Source organism: Bradyrhizobium lablabi (assembly GCF_900141755.1).
Lineage (GTDB): Bacteria > Pseudomonadota > Alphaproteobacteria > Rhizobiales > Xanthobacteraceae > Bradyrhizobium > Bradyrhizobium lablabi_A.
Genome location: NZ_LT670844.1, coordinates 5,826,769 through 5,847,725, shown reverse-complemented (window position 1 = coordinate 5,847,725; position 20,957 = coordinate 5,826,769). Strand labels below are relative to the sequence as shown.

Here is a 20,957-nt window from a genome sequence, read left to right as displayed (position 1 = left end):
CAGGACAAACGAAACGGCCGTCGCACTGCGATGACGGCCTCGAACGATTGGTTAAAATGAAATCGCACCGGCCACCTCTTAGGAGGTGCGCCACCAGAGTTGGGCTAGGCGGACGGCGGTGCTCATGGCTCCTAAACACCACCCGGCACCACCGATGTCAAGGGACCGCCATGGCGTGGCCGGCGCGATGTCCAACTGATGACTGACTATGGCTCGTGCGGTTCGGGCAGCCAGTCAAATTTGCGCTTCTTCCGGTCCCATTTCAGGACTGAGAAGCCATCACACTCCATGCAACTCCAGGTGACGATGGTGTTGTCCTCCCCCTTGTTCAGCGCACCGAACTGACGATCTGTCTGCACGGCACTGACGAACCGGATTTTGGCCTTTCCCCCAGCCAGCTGGTCAAGAACCAAGATGAACCTACCTTTTTGACCAGAGCATTCCTGATAGACACCAACCAGTGCGACCTGGTTGGTGGCCGAGCCGTCGAAATGACCTTCCACCGCGAAGGACAGCCCACTTACCGCCTTCGCATCGACATTGCCTTCGAAAAGTAGCTCCCTTGGAATGAGGTCTTTGCGGAATTCCGTCGCCTTGCACCAATTCTGCCGGATCTGATTGGCGGGAATGCCGCGAACCTCCGTCGTAAACGGATGGAAATCGGCAAGCACCCACCAAGCGGCTTTCTTCAGATCACCCTCAATCGTCACAAATGATTGTTGTGCCGACGGCTTCGCCAGAGACGGCGTCGCAAAGAGGACGGTGACGATCAACGTTGCAATCGGGAAGGCTTTCATACGGAATACTCACACTTATCTGTGGGACCGCACACAGCAGATTTCTGCAAGCCGACCGATCCAGGGCGGCTTGTGCTTGTGTCGCATGAGTGCGCCGGGGCGTTCACCCCAAATGCTTCCGGAAATACTGCGTGGCGCGTTCCCATGCGAGTTCGGCGGCGTGGCGATCGTGCACCGATTGCCGCTGTTCGTTGACGAAGGCGTGCTCGGCGTCATAGCGATAGAGTTCGAGCGACTTGCCGGCGGCCTTCATGGCCTTCTCGAACTTATCAACCAGTTCCGGCGTGCACCAATCGTCCTTGTTGGCGAAATGAGCCTGCAGCGGAATCCGGATGTCCGCGGGCTTTGCCGCCTGCTCCGGCGGGATGCCATAAAACACCACGCCCGCGCTCAGCTCCGGAATCTTGGCGGCGCCGATGATGGTCACCGCGCCGCCGAGGCAGAAACCGGTCAGGCCGACCTTGGCGCCGTTCCGGCTGAGATACTGCGCGGCGCCGCGCACGGTCTGGGTGGTGGCGTCGATGAAATCCAGCGAGTTCATCTCTTTGGTGGCGGCGTCGGTGTCGTGATACGGCACCACCTTGCCCTTGTAGAGGTCGGGTGCCAGCGCATCGAAGCCGGCCAGCGCGAAGCGGTCGCATAGTCCCTTGATCTGCTCCGAAAGCCCCCACCATTCCTGGATCACGACCACGCCGGGCGCATGGCCGCTCTCGGCGTTGACGAGATAGCCGCTAGCGTCCTTGCCATCCGGGCGCTTGTAAGAAATGCTGGTACCCATGGGGTCCTCCGGTGATTTTTTCTGGGGGCCGATTGGCGGCCATTTTGGCTGCTGTGCGGTCCGGATGCAATCGCCCCTGCCCGTCATTGCGAGGAGCGAAGCGACGAAGCAATCCAGCTTGCGGCGTTTGGATTGCTTCGCTTCGCTCGCAATGACGGCATTCTAACCAACAAAAAAGCCCCCCGAGGGGCTTCTTCAAATTTTCATGATCGCTAGCGGAGACGGCCCCTCACCCCAACCCTCTCCCCGCGAAGAGCGGGGCGAGGGAGAAGAAAGGCTCAGTGCGCGTCGGCCCAGACCTTTTTCTTGGTGAAATACATCAACCCCGCGAAAATGATCAGGAACACGAACACCTGCAGGCCAAGCCGCTTGCGGTCCTCCATGTGCGGCTCGGCGGCCCACATCAGGAACGTGGTCACGTCTTGCGCGTATTGCGCAACGGTGGCGGGCGAGCCGTCGTCGAACGTCACCTGGCCGTCGCTCAAGGGCGGCGGCATCTTGATGGCGTGGCCGGGGAAATATTTGTTGTAGTAGGAGCCGTCCGGCAGCGTGACGCCGGCCGGCGGGTTCGTCTCAAAGCCCTGCAGTAGCGCGCTGACGTAGTTCGGGCCCTGTTCCTGGAACTGGGTGAAGAAGTCGAAGATGAATTTCGGGAAGCCGCGCTCGTAGGAGCGCGCCTTGGTGATCAGCGACAGGTCGGGCGGCAAGCCGCCGCCATTGGCCGCGCGCGCCGCCTGGTCGTTGGGGAACGGCGCGGGGAAGTAGTCGGCGGGCCGGCCGGGTCGCTCGAACATTTCGCCCTGATCATTCGGGCCGTCCTTGATCTTGTATTCGGCGGCCAGCGCCGCGGCTTGGGCTACCGAAAAGCCGGGGCCACCGGGATCGGCGATATTGCGGAACGCGATATAGTTCAGCGAGTGACAGGCGGAACAGACTTCCTTGTAGACCTTCAGGCCCCGCTGCAGCGCCCCGCGATCATACTTACCGAAGGGGCCTGCAAACGACCATTTCTGCGAGGGCGGCACGGCCTCCTCCTCGGCGCGGGCGTTCTGCACGCTACCGGCAAACAGCGCGCCGGCAACGACGAGCGCGATCACGGTCGACACCATTGCCTTGCCGCTTTTCGCCAGCACGTCTTCGGCGATCGAATTCGGCGCCGGCCGCGGCTTTTCAACCCGGCTCAACAGCGGCAACACGACCAGGAAATAGGCGAAGTAGCAGAAGGTCAGGACGCGGCCTGCGATCACGTAAATGCCTTCCGGCGGCTGCGCGCCGAGATAGCCGAGCAGCACCGCGACGATGACGAACATCCAGAAGAACTGTTTTGCCAATGGACGGTACTTGGACGATCTGGTTTTCGCGGTGTCGAGCCAGGGCAGGAACGCCAGGATCAGGATCGAGGAGAACATCACGATCACGCCGGCGAGCTTGTTCGGAATCGAGCGAAGCATCGCGTAGAACGGCAAATAGTACCACTCCGGCACGATATGGGCGGGCGTCACGCCGGGATTGGCGGGAATGTAATTGTCGGCGTCGCCGAGGTAGTTCGGCATGTAGAAGATGAACCAGGCGAAGAAGATCAGGAAGCAGCTTGTGCCGAACAGATCCTTGATGGTGGCGTAGGGCGTGAACGCCACGGTGTCCTTTTCGGTCTTCGGCTCGACGCCGGCCGGATTGTTCTGGCCCGCGACATGCAGCGCCCAGATGTGCAGCACCACGACGCCGGCGATCACGAACGGCAACAGATAGTGCAGCGAGAAGAAGCGGTTCAAGGTCGGATTGCCGACCGAATAGCCGCCCCACAGCAGGGTCACGATGCTGTCGCCGACATAGGGAAAGGCGGAGAACAGATTGGTGATGACGGTGGCGCCCCAAAAACTCATCTGGCCCCACGGCAGCACATAGCCCATGAAGCCGGTCGCCATCATCAACAGGTAAATGATGACGCCGAGGATCCAAAGGATTTCGCGCGGCTCCTTGTAGGAGCCGTAATAGAGGCCGCGCAGCATGTGGACGTAGACGGCGAAGAAGAACATCGAGGCGCCACTGGCGTGCATGTTGCGCAACAGCCAGCCGTAATTCACGTCGCGCACGATGCTTTCGACCGAGTGGAAGGCCATAGTGGCCTCCGGCGTGTAGTGCATCGCCAGGATCACGCCGGTGAGGATCTGCAAGCCCAGCATCAAGGAAAGAATGGCGCCGAAGGTCCACCAGTAGTTCAGGTTGCGCGGCGTCGGATAGGCCACGAACGAGGAATGCATCAATCCTATCAGAGGGAGGCGGCGTTCAATCCACTGCAAGGCGGGATTGGTCGGCTGGTATTCGGATGGTCCGCTCATGATGCGATCCCTAGGGAAGTAAGACGACGCGACGGGCTCAAGGCCTCGGATGCCAGATCCGAAGTCTTAGCCAATCTGGATTTTGCTATCGGAAACGAATTGATAGGGCGGCACGGCCAGATTGGCCGGCGCGGGTCCCTGGCGAATGCGACCGGAGGAGTCGTATTGCGAGCCGTGGCAGGGGCAGAAGAAGCCGTCGTAATTGCCCTCGTGCGCAATCGGGATGCAGCCGAGATGGGTGCAGATGCCGATCACGACCAGCCACTGGTCATGGCCCTCTTTGACCCGGGCCTGATCGGCCTGCGGATCGGGCAGGCTCGCGACCGGCACGCTGCGGGCCTCGTCGATCTGCTTCTTGGTGCGGTTCATGATGTAGATCGGTTTTCCCCGCCAGAACACCTTGATGTCCTGGCCTGAGGCGATCGGCGTCAGATCGACTTCGATCGGCGCGCCGGCCGCAATCGTCGATGCGTCCGGATTCATTTGGGAAACGAACGGCCAGAGCGAGACCACCCCGCCGACCGCGGCGGCGCATCCCGTTGCAACAAAGAGGAAATCACGGCGTGTCGGATGATCCGCCGAAGACGCTATCGTCACGATTCCAAACCCTTTCCAAGCTGCAGCCGGTGGAACCGCCCCAGGCAACGCACAAACGAAGCAAGGGAGGCTGCCGGCGCCCGCGACCCCCGCGGCGGCAGAAAGACCGCTTTTCCTTCCCCAATCCGGCGGAACAGCAGTCCAGAATCGTTCTATTGGCACCCTTGCCGGACGAGCGCAAGCCCGCTATCGGCTGCCTAGCGTGCAATGCACTCATTCCGCCGCGAGCGATGAATTATTCAGATATTTCATGAACACCCCGCAGGATACTCACAGGTTCAATCACAGGGGGAATCAGGGGCGATCACGGTATGCAGATTGCGCTTTTCCAGCCCGACATTCCCCAGAACACCGGGACCATCCTTCGTCTCTGCGCCTGCCTCGGCGTCGCGGCCCATATCATCGAGCCCGCGGGCTTTCCGGTATCCGACCGGCATTTCCGCCGCGCCGGCATGGATTATCTCGACCAGGTGACCATCATGCGTCACGACTCCTGGTCAAAATTCGAGCAATGGCGGAACATCGGTGGTTACCGGCTGATCCTGTTCACGACCAAGGGTGTCAGCTCCTATCTTGATTACCGCTATAGCGCGGCCGACATCCTGCTGTTCGGGCGCGAATCCGCTGGCGTCCCCGACGAGGTGGTGGCCAAGGCCGACGCGCGGCTGGTGATTCCGATCAAGCCAGGTCTGCGCTCGCTCAATGTTGCGATGGCGGCGGCCATGGCGTTAGGTGAAGCGCTGCGGCAAACCGGGTCAACAGGCTCGCAAGGTTAGGCACAAAGCGATGGACATGTCCGTGATCGAAGATCGCAAAACGCGGGCCCGGACCTGGTTCGAGCGCTTGCGCGACGAGGTTTGCGCAGCCTTCGAGAAGCTCGAAGATGACGCGCCGGCATCGCTTTATCCGGGCGAAACCGCGCGCTTCGTGCGCACGCCCTGGAATCGCACCGACCATACCGGCCAGCCCGGCGGCGGCGGCGTGATGAGTGTGATGCGCGGACGGCTGTTTGAGAAGGTCGGCGTGCATTGTTCGACCGTGCACGGCGAATTCGCGCCCGAATTCCGCGCCCAGATACCGGGCGCCGCCGAGGATCCGGCCTTCTGGGCCTCGGGCATTTCGCTGATCGCGCATCTGCGCAATCCGAACGTGCCGGCGGTGCATATGAACACCCGCTTCGTCGTCACCACCAAGGCCTGGTTCGGCGGCGGCGCCGATCTGACGCCGGTCTTGGACCGGCGGCGGACCCAGCAAGACCCCGACACGGTTGCGTTTCATGCCGCGATGAAGGCGGCCTGCGGCGGGCACAATGGCGTTGCCGACTATGACAAATACAAGAAGTGGTGCGACGAATATTTTTATTTGCCGCACCGGAAGGAAGCACGCGGCGTCGGCGGCATTTTCTACGATTGGCACGATTCAGGCGACTGGGACGCCGACCTTGCCTTCACCCAGGAAGTCGGCCGCGCCTTCCTGAAAATCTATCCCGAGCTGGTCCGGCGCAATTTTGCCACCCCGTGGAACGCTGCAGATCGCGAGGAGCAACTGATCCGGCGCGGACGCTATGTCGAATTCAACCTGCTCTACGACCGCGGCACCATCTTCGGGCTGAAAACCGGCGGCAATGTTGATTCAATACTGTCGTCAATGCCACCGGAAGTGAAGTGGCCGTAGACTGCTATCTGTGGTATCGTTGCCGATCCGAAAATCGGGGGCTCGTCCATGGCCGAGGATGGCGCGCAAGAGCCGCCACCGAACCGCAACGGCGCTTCGGAGAACCGCAACGGCGCTTCGGAAGCCGATGCTTCGGAAGCGAAGCCTTCGGAAACCAAGCCTTCCGAACCTAAGGGTTGGTGGGCCGGGGTCGGTAGATTTTTCCGCGCCACCAACAGCGTATTGTCCTATGCCAAGGGACTGCCGGTCATCACGCTCGTGGGCAGCCTGCTGGTCGGCTATTTTCAATATCTCAACGCCTACCAGGACAAGGTCAGCGCCCAGGCCAAGGACGATATGACCGCGGCAACCAGCACCTTCACCGAAATCGCCGATGCGTTCTCGCAGGCGCAAACGCTGCAGCAAATTCTTTTTTTCGATTATTCGGCGGCGCTCGATGAAAATGCCGACAGCAACGATTCTGCCCTGACCACCAAGGACGCCCGCCTGATTTTCCCGAACTATGAAAAGGCGCGCAACAGCTTGCGGCAAAACAGCGACCTGCTCGCGCGCAAGGCGGAAATCTATATCGATTGGGCCAGCGATTTCGGTCGCGACCCGGCGGAAGCGCACGCCCCGAGCAATGACCCGCTGACGCAATCACTGCTCGGCCTCTATAATTTCGATTGCGACGATGCCGCCAACTTTCCGCAATTCGACACCGGCAGCGGCGCGAATGCAAAAGCCGCTGCCGCCAGCGCAAAACAGGACCCGTGCCGCGTCGAGGATCAAGCCAATCGCGATCCGGACAAATCCTATGTCAACCTTTGCGCCAGGGAGAACGGCAAGATCGTCCCGGACAAGCCCGCCATCACGCTCCACTGGTTCAGCACCAAACACCAGGTGCTGACCATGCACTATTGTTTCCAGGCCTTGCATGCGCGGCTTCTGGCGGCACGGGACTGGGCCTCGCAAAGCGATCTCAGCGCGCCATTAAGAGCAAAATTCCTCGCCGAGCGGGCGCAGACCAGGAGCGAGCTCGGCAATCAGGTAATCCGGCTCAATGCGTTCATGAGTCTGGCAATGTTTCAGATGGAGAATATCCGGGTCAAATATCGCCCGCTCGGCTTCGCCTGTCATATCCCCTTCGTCACCCCGATCGTCGGCCTGTTCTCTAGATACTGCACGCCGATCAGAACAGCGCCGATCCGTTCCGGCTGATCGCGTCAGTGCCGTCAGAGCAACTGCCGCAGCGCGGCTGAAATCATCACCACCCCGCCCGCGATCACAGCGATATCGAGGATCGCGGTGTGGATATGCACCGGCATGCGCTCGACGAAGGCTTTGGCGAAAAAGGTTCCGGGCAGCGCGACCGCGCCGATCAGGAGCGCAAAGGCGAGCACCTGCGCGGTGACGACGCCGGCGAGGCCAAACACCGAGATTTTGATCACGGAGGTGACGACCGAGATCACCGCGTCGGTCGCGATCACGGCCGCGCCTTCGAGACCCGCCGCCATCAACAGCGACAACAGGATGACGCCCGAGCCCGAGGTGCCGCCGACCACGACGCCGTAGCCGATGGCGCCAGCGGCCAATCCAGTGTCGCCGATCTTGACGTCGTGACGCCTGGCCAGCCGGCGCAGCGGCACGCTCGATATCAGCATGGCGCCAATCACGAGCGCCGCGCCGGCATTGGTCAGCCGCGTATAGCCGTAGGCGCCGAGCGCGGTCGTGAGCGCCGCGGCCAGTATCACGATCAGCGCGCGGCGGCGGTCGGCATAGCGCAGATAGGCGGCGGTGCGGCTGAGATTGGTGAAGATGGCGGAGATGGCGATGATCGGCACCACCGGCTCGGCGCCGACCATGGGCACCAGCACCAATGGCATCAGCGCGCCGGTGCCGTAACCGGCGAGGCCGCCGATCACGGCGGCAAACAGCGCGACGCCGGCAACCAGCAGGAGTTGGGCGAGCGAAATGTCGGCAAAGCCGGAAAGGATACTCACAGCCGGTGGTCGCGCCTGAAACGGGTGACGGTCTCATCGGCGACGGTTTTCAGCGCTGTTTCATCCAGCGGGAAATCCGCCGCAAGCCAGGCGTCCTCGGCGAGCGTCAGCACATGCCCGAGCGCGGGTCCCTCGGCAATTCCGCGCGCGATGAAATCGGCCGCCTTCAGCGGAAACTTCGGCGCGCTCCAGCGCTCCGGCAGCGTGGCAAGCTCGCGCCAGTGCGCGGGATCGGTGTTGCCGCCCGCCCGCGCCCAGGCCAAAAGCAGCCGGTCGCGGTAGCGCTCCGCGCCGAGCCGATAGATCAGCCGCCGCGAGCGAGCCTCGTCCATGCCGGCAAGCCGCCACCAGCGATGGCCCATGGAATCGAGCGCCTTGGTCTCGGCATTGGAAAGCCGCAGCCGCATCGCCACCCGCCTTGCGTCCTCGGTGACGGCAACCGCGAGCGCGCCGAGCCGGCGCACCGCGTCCGGCTTCAGGTTGAGCTCGCGCTCGGCCGCAATCATCGCCGCAAACGGCCCGGTATAGGCGACGCCGCCTAAAATCGGCAGCAGCAATCCGCCATCGGCCATCGCCAGAACTGCGCCCGCGGCGCCTTCGGCGACCATCAGCTTGAGCATTTCCATGCGCACGCGTTCGGCGGACAGCGTCGCAAGGCCCGCGCGCGCGGCGATGCAGGCGAGATATCCGGCACGATCGGGCTCGCCCGCGCCATAGGCGGCGTGAATGCGGAAGAACCTGAGGATGCGCAGATAGTCTTCCACGATCCGTTGATTTGGATCGCCGATGAAGCGCACCCGCCGTGCCGCAATATCCTCCAGGCCGCCGACGTGATCGTGCACCACGCCATCGGCGTCGACCGACAGGCCGTTGATGGTGAAGTCGCGCCGCTTGGCATCGGTCGCCCAGTCGCGGCCGAACGCGACCTTGGCCTTGCGGCCGAAGGTTTCGGTGTCCTCGCGCAAGGTCGTGACCTCGAAGGGGTGCGCGTCGACCACCAGCGTCACGGTGCCGTGGTCGATGCCGGTCGGCACGCTCTTGATGCCGGCCGCCTTGGCGCGGCGAACCACTTCATCGGGCAGCGCCGTGGTTGCGATATCGATATCGCCGAGCGGAATTTTCAGCAGCGCATTGCGGACCGCGCCGCCCACCACGCGCGCTTCCTCGCCATCGCGGTTCAGGAGTCCGAGCACGCGGGCGGCTGGGCCGGATTTGAGCCAGGGCGCGTCGCCGAGCACGCGCTGCTTGCTCATTTTTCAACTCCGGGAACGAACTTGCCGTTATCGAGATGCGCCGGGACATAGGTCGAATTCGGCGCCCCGCCGGAAAAACGCGCGAGCAGGATGAAGCTGATGACCACCAGCAACAGCGAACCGAGCGCCAGCCGGGCGACGATATGAAGCGGCCATGACGTCTGCAGCAAAAGCCCGGAGCGCGTCGCGAACAGAAACAGGGCATAGACCGCGAACGGGATCAGGAAAATTCCGATCTCCGTGAAAGCGGGACGGATCATGGCAGAACGATCCGCTCGTACAGCACCCGCAAAATCCCGGCGGTGGCGCCCCAGATATAGCGTTCCGCGAACGGCATCGCGTAGTAGAAGCGCTCGATGCCGCGGAATTCCTTGCTGTGGATTTGATGGTTGGCAGGATTCATCAAAAACGCCAGCGGCACCTCGAACGCGTCGTCGACTTCGGCCTGATTGATGCGGAGCCTGAAGCCCGGCTTGACCCGCGCCACCGTCGGCAGGATGCGAAACCCGAAACCGGTCGCGTAGAGATCGAGATAGCCGATCGGATCGATGAATTGACGCTGCAGCCCGATCTCCTCGTCGGCCTCGCGCAGCGCCGCGTCGAGCGGGGACGCATCGGTCGCATCGATCTTGCCGCCGGGAAAGGAAATCTGCCCGGCGTGATCGTTGAGATGCGCCGAGCGCTGCGTCAACAGCACGGTCGGCTCCGGATGCTCCACCACCGGGATCAAGACCGCCGCCGGGCGAACCGGCTGTTCGCGCGCGACGATCTCCAGCATGCGGTCGGTGCCCTGATCGCCACTCTTCGGAATGATCGTGGGATCGTTGAGGCCCGGCGGTACGTCGAAACGCAGCCGTGCGCGGGCCCGATCGAAAAAATCCGCCGAGCTGATCGCAGCGGGATCCTTCCTCAGCATCGGCTCGTTCAAAGCCCGGCCCTCATTTGATCCGCATCCGCCATCGCGAAAAATTCGCCACCCGATGCGATCCCGAACATAGGCCGACCATCGACCACCCGCTCCTCGCCCATGTCAACCAGATCGTAATAGAGTGCGCGGGTGACCTTGGCCCACAGATCAGCGCGGACATGAAGATAGGGGGTCAACCCGCCGCCGGCGGCGGCCTTGAAGCGGAGCCGATGCGAAGAATCGCAATCGACCCAGTCATCGACATTGGTCCGGAAGCGCAACAGTCGCCCACGATTGTCGCTTTCCCTTAGCATCTCGACCGCGAGAAACGGCGCATCGTCGACGCGGATACCGACCTTCTCCACCGGTGTCACAAGAAAGTGCTTGCCGTCCTCGCGTTTGAGGATCGTCGAAAACAGCCGCACCAAAGCGGGACGCCCGATCGGCGTTCCCATGTAGAACCACGTTCCGTCGCTTGCGATCCGCATGTCGAGATCGCCGCAGAATGGCGGATTCCACAAATGCACGGGGGGCAGGCCTTTTCCGGCGCCGCTGGCGCTCGCATCCCTGGCAGCAACCGTCAGCCCGTCGAGCCCCTGATTCGTGGTCTGCCCTTGCTTCGCCATGGTTTGACCTGAGTCTGACCGCCTCGATTTGGCACGATTGGTGCAGGCATTTTTCCGATGTGTGTCCCTGACGAGTTCCACCCGTAGAATCACGGACCAAGTCGCCACATCGTGATGCCGTTAATACCCCGAAATACCGATATTGTGGGGATAGTTTAATTCAACGAATACATCGCGTTCGCATAAGTTTAGCATGGGGATTGACGGATGACGACGCAATCGGCGGCGTTTCGGACGAGGACTTTAGCTGCAAGAACTGGGCAGCAAGATCTTAAGGCTAACCGGGGCTAAGGAGAAGAAATGGCAGGCGCAGATAGTGTCGAAAAACTCGAGGACGTGATCGTCCGCTCCGCTGAACAGGTCGCCGGTCAAATCCGCGCGGCAAAGGATGCGATCTCGACCGTCATCTTCGGCCAGGACCGGGTGGTTGAAAATACCCTGGTGACAATCCTCTCGGGCGGACACGCGCTTCTGATCGGCGTGCCTGGCCTTGCGAAGACGAAGCTGGTCGAAACCTTGGGCATCACGCTCGGGCTCGATGCCAAGCGCATCCAGTTCACGCCGGACCTGATGCCGTCGGATATTCTCGGCGCCGAGGTGCTGGACGAGAGCAATACCGGAAAGCGGTCGTTCCGCTTCATCTCCGGTCCGGTTTTCGCGCAGCTGCTGATGGCCGACGAGATCAACCGCGCCAGCCCCCGTACCCAATCGGCTTTGCTGCAGGCGATGCAGGAACAGCACATCACGGTTGCGGGCGCGCGCCATGATTTGCCAAAACCGTTTCACGTGCTGGCGACGCAGAATCCGCTGGAGCAGGAAGGCACCTATCCGCTGCCGGAAGCCCAGCTCGATCGTTTCCTGATGGAGATCGACGTCGATTATCCCGATCGCGACGCCGAGCGGCGTATCCTGTTTGAGACCACCGGCGCCGAAGAGACGCTGGCCAAGGCCGCGATGAACGCGGACATTCTTATCACGGCGCAACGGCTGGTGCGGCGGCTGCCGGTCGGCGACAGCGTCGTCGAAGCGATCCTCTCGCTGGTGCGCTCGGCGCGCCCGGGCCCTGAAGGCGGCGAAGCCGGCAAGCTGATCGCCTGGGGACCGGGTCCCCGCGCCAGCCAATCGCTGATGCTCGCGGTTCGTGCCCGCGCCTTGCTCGACGGCCGTCTGGCACCCTCGATCGACGACGTGCTCGACCTTGCCGAACCCGTGCTCAAGCATCGCATGGCGCTGACGTTCTCCGCGCGCGCCGAAGGCCGCACCATTCCCGACGTGATCAGGCAATTGAAGGCGCGGATCGGTTAATGGCCGCAGAGAATAAGGACTTCAGCAAGGAGATCATAGCAATCCGACGTGCCGATGGCGAAAGCCGAACGCTCGCCGCGACCCTGCCGCGTCTCGTGCTCGAAGCCCGCCGTATCGCCGCCAACGTCATCCACGGCCTGCATGGACGGCGCCGTGCCGGCGCCGGCGAAAGTTTCTGGCAATACCGCCGTTTCGTTTCCGGCGAACCATCGCAAAACGTCGACTGGCGGCGCTCGGCGCGCGACGATCATCTCTATGTCCGCGAGCAGGAATGGGAGGCCGCGCACACCGTATGGCTGTGGCCGGACCGTTCACCGTCGATGGCGTTTGCATCGAAACAATCGCGCGACAGCAAGCTCGAACGCGGGCTTATCGTGACCTTTGCGCTGGCCGAACTTCTGGTCGCCGGCGGCGAGCGCGTCGGCATACCGGGGCTGATGATGCCGACCGCAAGCCGCAGTGTGATCGACAAGATGGCGCAGGCGATGCTGCACGATGATGCCGCCCGCTTGAGCCTGCCGCCGTCGTTTGTGCCCTCGGCGCTCGCCGAAATCGTGGTGTTGTCGGATTTCTGGTCGCCGATATCAGAGATCAGAACCATGCTCGCGGGATTGTCGGCTTCCGGCGCGCACGGCACGCTGGTCCAGATCGTCGATCCCGCCGAAGAGACCTTCCCTTATTCCGGCCGTGTCGAGTTCGTCGAACCGGAAGGCGGCGAGGTCATCACCGCGGGCCGCGCGGAAAAATGGGTCGACGACTACGTCGCACGCGTTGCGTTGCACCGCGACCAGATCCGCGGCGAGACCAACAAGCTCGACTGGCTGTTCTCGAGCCACACCACCAGCCGCTCGGCCGCTGAACTGTTGCTGTTCCTGCACTCGGGCATGATGGTCGCCAAGGGCAGCGCCCGCGGCTCGACCGTCAAAGTGGGACGAAGCGCATGATCGCAGGCCTGCCGCTCTCGTTTGCCGAACCATTCCTGCTGCTGGGTCTGTTGAGCCTGCCGGTGCTGTGGTGGGTGTTGCGGGTAATGCCGCCGCGGCCGCGGCGCATCGAATTCCCGCCGACGCGGCTGTTGTTCGACATCGCGCCGAAGGAAGAGACCCCCTCGCGCACGCCATGGTGGCTGACCGCGCTCCGCCTGATGGCAGCCGCCCTCGTCATCCTCGCGGCCGCGGGACCGATCTGGAATCCGCAAACCGGACTTGCCGGCTCGCGCGCGCCGCTCGTGATCCTGCTCGACGACGGCTGGAGCGCGGCCTCGAGCTGGGACGCCAGGATCAAGGCCGCCGACGAGTTGATCGCCAATGCCGACAGCGACCGCCGCGGCGTTGCGCTGGTTCCGCTGTCGGAGCCTTCGCGTGACATTACGCTGATGCCCGGCGGCACCGCGCGGGTGGCGTTGCGCCAGCTTTCGCCAAAACCCTATTCGATCGAACGGGTCGAAACCCTGCCCGCGATCGAGCGTTTCCTGAAGGCGACCGGCGATTGCGAGATCGCCTGGCTGTCGGACGGCGTCGATACCGGACGCGGACCCGAGTTCCTCGAAGGCTTGAGCAAAACCATCGGCGATCGCACCTTGACGGTGTTCGACGGCGGGACGCCCGCGCCGCTGGCGCTGGCGGCGGCCGAAAACGCCGCGGCGAAGATGACGGTGAAGGTGCTGCGCGCAGATGGCGGTATCGCCTCCGGAATCGTGCGCGCGATCGACCAGAAGGGCTCGCCGATCGGCGAAGCCCGTTACAATTTCGCCCCGAACGATCGCGAGACCGAAGCCGCGTTCGATCTACCGGTCGAGTTGCGCAACGACATCGCCCGCCTTGAGATCGCCGGCGAGCGATCGGCGGGCGCGGTACAATTGCTCGACAAGCGATGGCGGCGCCGCGCCATCGGCATCGTAAGCGGATCGACCAGCGACACCGCGCAGCCGCTGCTGGCGCCGGCGTTCTATCTAACCCGCGCGCTCGCGCCCTTCGCCGATGTGCGGCTGGGTGATCGCGGCGCGCCGCAACAGGCGATCACGCAGTTTCTCGACCAGAAGCTGCCGATGCTGGTGCTTGCCGATGTCGGCACGCTGTCGCCCGAAATCCGCGAACGTCTTAACGCATGGATCGAGCAAGGCGGCGTGCTGGTGCGTTTTGCCGGTCCGCGATTGGCGCAAGCCGATGACGATCTGGTGCCGGTAAAACTGCGTCGCGGCGGCCGCACCCTCGGCGGCAGCCTCACCTGGGAAAAGCCGCAGCACATGGCCTCGTTCGCCGCCGACGGACCGTTCGCAGGTCTGGCGGTGCCAAAGGACATCACCGTCAGCCGGCAGGTGCTCGCCGAACCGGACGCGGTGCTCGCGACCAAGAGCTGGGCCTCGCTGGAGGACGGAACGCCATTGGTGACCGGCGAACGCCGCGGCAAGGGCATGGTGAGCCTGTTCCATGTCTCAGCCGATATGCGCTGGTCTGATTTGCCGATGTCCGGCACCTTCGTCGAGATGTTGCGGCGGATCGTCGACCTGTCCGGCTACACATCCAATCCGGGCGCGGGCGTTGCCGGAGAAACCGGCTCTGAGACGGTGGCGCCGCTGCGCACGCTTGACGGTTTCGGCGCGTTCGGACCGCCGCCCTCGACCGCAAAGCCGATGTCGGCGGACTTCCGCGATCGGGCGACACCGGACCACCCGCCCGGATTCTACGGCCCCGCCGACGGTCCGCTCGCGGTCAACGCGCTGGCCGCCGCCGATCGCATCGCGCCGCTCGACACTTTGAGTCTGCGGGCGCGGCATGCGACCTACACCAACGCGGAACCGCGCGACCTGCGCGGCATCCTGCTGTCGGGCGCGCTCGCTTTGTTCCTGCTCGACGCCATCGTCGTGGCGATGCTGGGCGCCGGGATCGCCGGGCTGTTGCGGCGGCGGACGGTATCGGCCGCATTAGCGCTCGCGCTTGCGATGTCTGCGATCCTGGCCGTACCGTCGCCGACGCGCGCCGACAGCGACGACGATTTCGCCATGAAGGCCGTCTCGCAAACCAGGCTGGCTTATGTCGTCACCGGCAATGCCGACATCGATTCCATCGTCAAGGCCGGCCTGTCCGGACTGACCTTGTTTCTCGCGCAGCGCACGGCGCTGGAGGCCGGCGATCCCGTCGGCGTCGATCCCGCGCATGACGAACTGGCTTTCTTCCCGCTGATCTACTGGCCGGTGGTGCCGGGCGCGCCGAAGCCGCCGCAAGACGCCATCAACCGCATCGACGCCTACATGAAACAGGGCGGCACCGTATTGTTCGATACCCGCGACGCCATCGAGGCCCCGCCGGGAGAAGGCGGCGCATCGCAGACGCCGGGAATGCAGGCCTTGCGCGACATTCTTTCCTCGCTCGACGTTCCCGAGCTCGAGCCGGTGCCGCGCGAACACGTGCTGACCAAGACGTTCTATCTGCTGCGCGATTTTCCCGGACGATTCAACACCGGCCAGACCTGGGTCGAGGCGTTGCCGCGCGGCGAGGATGACGAGGATGCGTCGCGGCCGGCCAAGGGCGGCGACGGCGTCTCGCCCATCATCATCACTTCCAACGACCTTGCCGGCGCATGGGCGATACGCCCGGACGGCCAGCCGATGCTGCCGCTGACGCCGGGCGAGCCGCGGCAGCGCGAATTCGCGTTCCGCTCCGGCGTCAACATCGTGATGTATACGCTGACCGGCAACTACAAAGCCGATCAGGTGCACGCGCCGGCGCTCATCGAGCGGCTGGGACAATAGGAGCGCGATATGCAGTACGGCATCGCGTTCACCCCGCTGGTCCCCTCGATCGTGCTTTGGATCGCGATCACCGCCATCATCGTGATCGCGGGATTGCTGTTGCTCAGTCGCGCCCGCGGGGCCGCGGTGCGGGTGACGGCATTGGCGCTGATCGTGCTGGCGCTGGCCAATCCGTCCTTTACCCGCGAGGACCGCGAGCCGCTGTCATCGGTCGCAGCGGTCGTGATCGACAAGAGCCCCAGCCAGAATTTCGGCACGCGCGCCGCCGAAACCGAGAAGGCCAGGCAGGCGCTGGTCGACAGCCTCAAGAAGATCCCGGGGCTCGAGGTGCGGGTGGTCGAAGCCGGCCAGGCCGACGGCGAAACCGATGGCACCAAACTGTTCGGCGCGCTGGCGTCGGCGGTGTCAGACGTTCCGGTCGATCGCGTCGCCGGCGCCTTCCTGATCACCGACGGGCGGGTGCATGATATCCCGGCCAACGCCACGGCGCTCGGGTTCCAGGCCCCGGTGCACGCCCTGATCACCGGGCGCAAGGACGAGCGCGACCGGCGCATCGCGATTTCCGCCGCCCCCCGGTTCGGCATCGTCGGACAGACCCAGACCATCACCTACCGGTTGGACGATCAGGGCGTCAGCGGCGAGCGCGCCAGGGTCGTGGTGCGCCGCGACGGCGAAGTCATCAGCGAACGCACCTTGCAAAGCGGCCAGACCGTCAACGTAGACATCGATATCAAGCACGCCGGGCCGAACATCGTCGAGATCGAGGCCTCGCCGCTGGAGAATGAACTGACGCCGGTCAATAACCGCGCGGTGGTCGCGATCGACGGCGTGCGCGACAAATTGCGGGTGCTCTTGGTCTCCGGCGAGCCGCATTCGGGAGAACGCACCTGGCGCAACCTGCTCAAGTCGGACGCCAGCGTCGATCTCGTGCATTTCACGATTTTGCGCCCGCCGGAAAAGCAGGATGGCACCCCGATCAACGAATTGTCGCTGATCGCGTTTCCGACGCGTGAATTGTTTCAGCAGAAGATCAACGAATTCCAGTTGATCATCTTCGACCGCTACGCCCGCCAGGGCGTGCTGCCGATCGCCTATTTCGACAACATCGCGCGCTATGTGCGCTCCGGCGGCGCGGTGCTGGTCTCGGCGGGTCCCGACTACGCGTCGACCACGAGCATCTGGCGCACGCCGCTCGATTCGGTACTGCCGGCAGAACCCGTGGGCGTGACCGAGAAGCCTTATTACGCGCATCTGAGCGATGCCGGCAAACGCCATCCGGTGACGCGCGGGCTCGATGGCTCCACCACCGAGCCGCCGCATTGGAGCCGGTTCTTCCGCACCGTCGAGACACGCAATGCAACGACGCCTCCTGTCATGACCGGCGCCGACGGCAAGCCGCTATTGCTGTTGTCGCGATTTGGCGAGGGCCGCGTCGCGCTGCTGTTGTCCGACCATATCTGGCTGTGGGCGCGCGGCTATGAGGGCGGCGGGCCGCATCTCGACCTGCTGCGGCGGATGTCGCATTGGTTGATGAAGCAGCCGGATCTCGACGAAGAGGCGCTGCGGCTGCAGGTTCACGGCCATGATCTCGTGGTCCAGCGGCAGACCATGGCTGACAGCGTCGCGCCGGTGACGGTGACTTCGCCGTCAGGTGCGACGCGCGAGCTGACATTGAGTGCCAGCGAGCCGGGGACGTGGACGTCGACAATCCCCGCCAACGAACTCGGCCTGTGGCAGGCGACCGACGGCACGTTGAAAGCCCTGATCAATGTCGGCCCGACCAATCCGAAGGAGTTTTCGGAAGTCACCTCCACGACCGACCTGCTTAAGCCGCTGGCGCAAGCGACCGGCGGCGATGCAAGGCGCCTCGTCGAGGGATCGAGCTTTGAGCTGCCGCGCATCGTGCCGGTGCGCGCCTCCAGCGTGTTCCGCGGCGACGGCTGGATGGGCGTGAAGATGCGCGATGCCAGCGTCGTCAAAGGCGTCGGCGTGCTGCCGCTGTTCGCCGGCCTGATCGGGCTGTTGCTGCTGCTCGGCGGGTTTGCGGCTACCTGGTTGCGCGAAGGGCGCTGAATTTTGGCTTCCTTGTTTTGACGCGTTTTCTTCACGCGAACCGAAAGCCACTTCGCTCGAAAACGCTTTATCGCGCCATGCTCCAGTCCGGCCGGATCGCGCCGGAGACATCCGTGAACGCGCCATCGGCGAGTTCGGCCACCAGCAGACGGCCATAGTCGACCGGCCCCGGCATGGTCGCCCGTCCCTTTGGCACGGCCTTGAAGCCGACCCGGCTGTAATAGGCCTCGTCGCCGACCAGCAGCACGAGGCGATGGCCTTTTGCCTTCGCATCCCCCAGCGCGCGATCCAATAGCGCCCGGCCGACGCCGCGGCCGCGGAACGGCGGCTCGACCGTCAGCGGGCCCAGCAGCAACGCCTTGGTGTCGCCGATGCAAACCGGCAATTGGCGCACCGAGCCCACCAGCAGCGTGCCGATCCGGGCGGTGAACGACAGCTCGAGCACATGATCGACATGCTCGCGGAGCCGGTAGGCGCTCAGCACAAAGCGGCCGGGACCGAAGGTACGTTCGTGCAGCCGTTCGATCGGCTGCGCGTCGCCGACGGTTTCGGGCAAGATGGTGAGAGAGAGATCGCTCATGGTCAGGCGCGGGATAGCATCTGGCGGAGGCGCGGTCCATCGTCCGCGTTGAGCTGGATTTTGGGCCTCATCAGGTCTTGCCGACGGGGGCTTGCGACAAATAGGCCAACAGCTTCATCTCGCGGCGCCCGCGCGTCACCGTGTCGAGCACCAGCCCGGATGACACCGACAGGACAGCCAGAATCATCAGGCCCATCGACAGCACCGCGGTCGGCAGACGAGGAACGATTCCTTCCTCGAGATAGGTGATAACGATGGGGATGGCGAGGCCGATCGACAGCAGTATCAGCGAAATCCCAATCGCCGTGAAAAATCGCAACGGCCGTTCCGACCGGTAAAGTCTCAAGATCGTGCCGAGAATGCGAAAACCGTCGCTCCACGTATTCAGCTTGCTGAAGGATCCTTCCGGCCGCGCGTAATACGGCGTCTCGATCTCGGCGACCGGCAACGCCAGTTCGAGTGCGTGGACGCTCAGCTCGGTTTCGATCTCGAAGCCGTCCGACAATACCGGAAAGGATTTTACAAAACGCCGCGAGAACACGCGATAGCCGGACAGCATATCCTTGAACTCCCGGCCGAACACCGAGGCGAGAAAGCTGGTCAGCATCAGGTTGCCGGTGCGGTGACCGGGCCGATAGGCGGCCGCGGCCTGATCGACGCGAAAGCCGACCACCATGTCGAGATGATCCGACAACAGCGCCTCGATCATGCGCGGCGCGCTGGCGGCATCATAGGTCGCATCGCCATCGACCAGCACATAGATGTCGGCGTCGATATCGGCAAACATCCGCCGGACCACGTGGCCCTTGCCCTGGCGGCGCTCGCTGCGCACCTCGGCGCCCGCCTCGCGCGCCGCCGCGATGGTGCGATCGGAGGAATTGTTGTCGTAGACGAAGATTTCGGCTGACGGCAGCGCCTTGCGGAAGCCGGCCACCACGGTTGCGACCGCGGCTTCCTCGTTGAAGCACGGCACCAGAACGGCGATCCGCATCGATGATGACGTCATTGCTGAGTTGTTCGCCCGACCATGCCCTGTTCACCCTCCCATAACATGATCAAGCTTTTGCCGCCTGCCCAACAAGCCCCTCGTCCACTGCTTCCGCCGGCTGCAGCAGCGAGCCAAACAGCAGACTCCACAGCGAAAGCATGCCGATCGGAATCGTATAATATGGCGTGAAGAGGGGATGGCTCAGGAAGAAGGCCAGATTAACCAGCAGATTTGCGGCGGTAACCAGGGCTATTTGCCCGGTGCCGCTGCCGCGACGCATTCGCAACATCCACGCGGTCCACACCCCGGCGAGCACGAGCAGCACGAATTGCATGTCCGCGACATAGCTCCAGATGACGCCGAGGCTGAACTCGGGCGGCGTCACGTCGACGCCCCCGTAAGTGGTGGCGAAAGGGTTGCCGGCATTGATCGCGTTCGCAACCAGCGTCGGCACCATCCCCGCCAGGAATGCCGCGCCGAACAATACTCCCTGGAGAACGGTCTCGAATTTCCGGGACATCACGAATGATACAAAGAAGAACACAAAATATCCGGACGCGAGAAACAGGTTAGGCAATCGGAAATTGACGGAAAGGCCAATCAGGAGGCCGACGATGCCGGCCAGCACCAAGCGCTGCCGCTGGTGCTCGCTCAGGAACAATTTTGCGGTGAGGAAACCCGCCAGCGCGCACACCACCATGGTCGGCGCCACCGAATAACTCGCCTTGGCCGGGTTGATCATCAGATAGATCGCGAGACACCCGAAGGCAGCGGCCGATAAAATGGAAGCCTTGGAGCGCGCGTAGAAAATTCCGAGCAAGGCAAAGCCGAAGACGATGACCGTCGCCAGAACATAGAGCGGGATCACCTGAAAGCCTTCCGGAAACAGCGCCAGCACAAAGCCCGTGCCGGGCGGATATTGCAGCACCATCTTGTTCGCCGCCGGCATCGGGGTGTGACAGGGCGCTTTCGTCGGGTCGCCCCAGCCCGGGAAGCCGATCTCCTTCAGTTTTGCGGATAGATAGTGATCGTCATCCCGGGCGGCGTTCGTGTCCAGGCCGGAAAGCCCGAATCTCTTGAATAGATGCGCCTGCCGCAGATAGCAGACGTCGTCATAAACGCCGCGGGCTTCGTTCCAGCGCGACATCGACCAGACATTGCTGGCGAGGATCAGAAAACACAGGAAGCCGCAGGCAGCTTTCAAATAATGCATCGCGTTGTCCGGGCGCGGGGGCGCTTACAGGCTTGTCGCGAAATCCGGCGAGGCCCGCAAGGGCCTAGCGCCAGGTCTTCCTAGCGCCAGGTCT

The 20,957-nt window shown here is 63.5% G+C and carries 19 protein-coding genes; 7 read left to right on the top strand and 12 right to left on the bottom strand.

Annotated elements, in window-relative coordinates; genetic code table 11:
* Nucleotides 1-206 precede the first annotated feature (206 nt).
* The 4 genes from B5526_RS27375 to petA all read right to left on the bottom strand — a co-directional run bounded on the left by B5526_RS27375 (nucleotide 207) and on the right by petA (nucleotide 4,511).
* The gene (locus B5526_RS27375) at nucleotides 207-797 is read right to left on the bottom strand and encodes a hypothetical protein (protein WP_244562070.1); all 591 of its coding nucleotides are present in this window, start codon (nucleotides 795-797) and stop codon (nucleotides 207-209) included.
* 103 nt (nucleotides 798-900) lie between these two features.
* The gene (locus tag B5526_RS27370) at nucleotides 901-1,575 is read right to left on the bottom strand and encodes a dienelactone hydrolase family protein (RefSeq protein WP_079545474.1); all 675 of its coding nucleotides are present in this window, start codon (nucleotides 1,573-1,575) and stop codon (nucleotides 901-903) included.
* A gap of 278 nt (nucleotides 1,576-1,853) precedes the next feature.
* Nucleotides 1,854-3,914 (bottom strand): cytochrome c1, encoded by a 2,061-nt coding sequence (locus B5526_RS27365; RefSeq protein ID WP_079542910.1) that lies wholly within the window; start codon nucleotides 3,912-3,914, stop codon nucleotides 1,854-1,856.
* 66 nt (nucleotides 3,915-3,980) lie between these two features.
* Nucleotides 3,981-4,511 (bottom strand): ubiquinol-cytochrome c reductase iron-sulfur subunit, encoded by a 531-nt coding sequence (petA, locus tag B5526_RS27360; protein WP_079542909.1) that lies wholly within the window; start codon nucleotides 4,509-4,511, stop codon nucleotides 3,981-3,983.
* Nucleotides 4,512-4,822: 311 nt separating this feature from the next.
* Between petA and B5526_RS27355 the strand changes: the two genes are divergently transcribed.
* Genes B5526_RS27355 through B5526_RS27345 form a run of 3 tightly spaced genes read left to right on the top strand, consistent with a single transcriptional unit; the run spans nucleotide 4,823 to nucleotide 7,385 of the window.
* On the top strand, nucleotides 4,823-5,287 hold the full coding sequence (locus tag B5526_RS27355) for a tRNA (cytidine(34)-2'-O)-methyltransferase (RefSeq protein WP_079542908.1): 465 nt from the start codon (nucleotides 4,823-4,825) through the stop codon (nucleotides 5,285-5,287).
* 10 nt (nucleotides 5,288-5,297) lie between these two features.
* Nucleotides 5,298-6,185, top strand: coding sequence for an oxygen-dependent coproporphyrinogen oxidase (gene hemF, locus B5526_RS27350; RefSeq protein ID WP_154071483.1), 888 nt, complete (start codon nucleotides 5,298-5,300; stop codon nucleotides 6,183-6,185).
* Between the two features lie 48 nt (nucleotides 6,186-6,233).
* On the top strand, nucleotides 6,234-7,385 hold the full coding sequence (locus tag B5526_RS27345) for a hypothetical protein (protein WP_079542907.1): 1,152 nt from the start codon (nucleotides 6,234-6,236) through the stop codon (nucleotides 7,383-7,385).
* A 14-nt stretch (nucleotides 7,386-7,399) separates the two neighbouring features.
* On the opposite strand, the gene B5526_RS27340 is transcribed toward B5526_RS27345, so the two are convergent.
* Genes B5526_RS27340 through B5526_RS27320 form a run of 5 tightly spaced genes read right to left on the bottom strand, consistent with a single transcriptional unit; the run spans nucleotide 7,400 to nucleotide 10,953 of the window.
* The gene (locus B5526_RS27340) at nucleotides 7,400-8,167 is read right to left on the bottom strand and encodes a sulfite exporter TauE/SafE family protein (RefSeq protein ID WP_079542906.1); all 768 of its coding nucleotides are present in this window, start codon (nucleotides 8,165-8,167) and stop codon (nucleotides 7,400-7,402) included.
* Nucleotides 8,164-9,420 (bottom strand): CCA tRNA nucleotidyltransferase, encoded by a 1,257-nt coding sequence (locus B5526_RS27335; protein WP_079542905.1) that lies wholly within the window; start codon nucleotides 9,418-9,420, stop codon nucleotides 8,164-8,166. The genes B5526_RS27340 and B5526_RS27335 overlap by 4 nt, the downstream gene beginning before the upstream one ends.
* The gene (locus tag B5526_RS27330) at nucleotides 9,417-9,680 is read right to left on the bottom strand and encodes a DUF6111 family protein (RefSeq protein ID WP_079542904.1); all 264 of its coding nucleotides are present in this window, start codon (nucleotides 9,678-9,680) and stop codon (nucleotides 9,417-9,419) included. The genes B5526_RS27335 and B5526_RS27330 overlap by 4 nt, the downstream gene beginning before the upstream one ends.
* Nucleotides 9,677-10,348: a CoA pyrophosphatase gene (locus B5526_RS27325; RefSeq protein WP_079542903.1), complete on the bottom strand. Its 672-nt coding sequence runs from the start codon at nucleotides 10,346-10,348 to the stop codon at nucleotides 9,677-9,679. The genes B5526_RS27330 and B5526_RS27325 overlap by 4 nt, the downstream gene beginning before the upstream one ends.
* Nucleotides 10,345-10,953, bottom strand: coding sequence for a DUF1285 domain-containing protein (locus B5526_RS27320; protein ID WP_079542902.1), 609 nt, complete (start codon nucleotides 10,951-10,953; stop codon nucleotides 10,345-10,347). Before B5526_RS27320 ends, B5526_RS27325 begins: the two co-directional genes overlap by 4 nt.
* Before the next feature lie 300 nt (nucleotides 10,954-11,253).
* Between B5526_RS27320 and B5526_RS27315 the strand changes: the two genes are divergently transcribed.
* The 4 genes from B5526_RS27315 to B5526_RS27300 are packed head-to-tail and all read left to right on the top strand — an operon-like array spanning nucleotide 11,254 to nucleotide 18,082.
* Entirely contained in the window at nucleotides 11,254-12,258 is a 1,005-nt protein-coding gene (locus tag B5526_RS27315) for an AAA family ATPase (protein ID WP_079542901.1), read from the top strand.
* On the top strand, nucleotides 12,258-13,202 hold the full coding sequence (locus B5526_RS27310; protein WP_079542900.1) for a DUF58 domain-containing protein: 945 nt from the start codon (nucleotides 12,258-12,260) through the stop codon (nucleotides 13,200-13,202). The genes B5526_RS27315 and B5526_RS27310 overlap by 1 nt, the downstream gene beginning before the upstream one ends.
* Nucleotides 13,202-16,009: a DUF4159 domain-containing protein gene (locus B5526_RS27305; protein WP_079545470.1), complete on the top strand. Its 2,808-nt coding sequence runs from the start codon at nucleotides 13,202-13,204 to the stop codon at nucleotides 16,007-16,009. The genes B5526_RS27310 and B5526_RS27305 overlap by 1 nt, the downstream gene beginning before the upstream one ends.
* A 9-nt stretch (nucleotides 16,010-16,018) precedes the next feature.
* Complete coding sequence (locus tag B5526_RS27300) at nucleotides 16,019-18,082, top strand: hypothetical protein (protein WP_079542899.1); 2,064 nt, start codon at nucleotides 16,019-16,021, stop codon at nucleotides 18,080-18,082.
* 67 nt (nucleotides 18,083-18,149) lie between these two features.
* On the opposite strand, the gene B5526_RS27295 is transcribed toward B5526_RS27300, so the two are convergent.
* The 3 genes from B5526_RS27295 to B5526_RS27285 all read right to left on the bottom strand — a co-directional run bounded on the left by B5526_RS27295 (nucleotide 18,150) and on the right by B5526_RS27285 (nucleotide 20,863).
* On the bottom strand, nucleotides 18,150-18,662 hold the full coding sequence (locus B5526_RS27295; RefSeq protein ID WP_079542898.1) for a GNAT family N-acetyltransferase: 513 nt from the start codon (nucleotides 18,660-18,662) through the stop codon (nucleotides 18,150-18,152).
* A 70-nt stretch (nucleotides 18,663-18,732) separates the two neighbouring features.
* Complete coding sequence (locus B5526_RS27290) at nucleotides 18,733-19,668, bottom strand: glycosyltransferase family 2 protein (protein ID WP_079542897.1); 936 nt, start codon at nucleotides 19,666-19,668, stop codon at nucleotides 18,733-18,735.
* A 49-nt stretch (nucleotides 19,669-19,717) separates the two neighbouring features.
* Entirely contained in the window at nucleotides 19,718-20,863 is a 1,146-nt protein-coding gene (locus B5526_RS27285) for a hypothetical protein (protein WP_079542896.1), read from the bottom strand.
* Nucleotides 20,864-20,957: the final 94 nt, after the last annotated feature.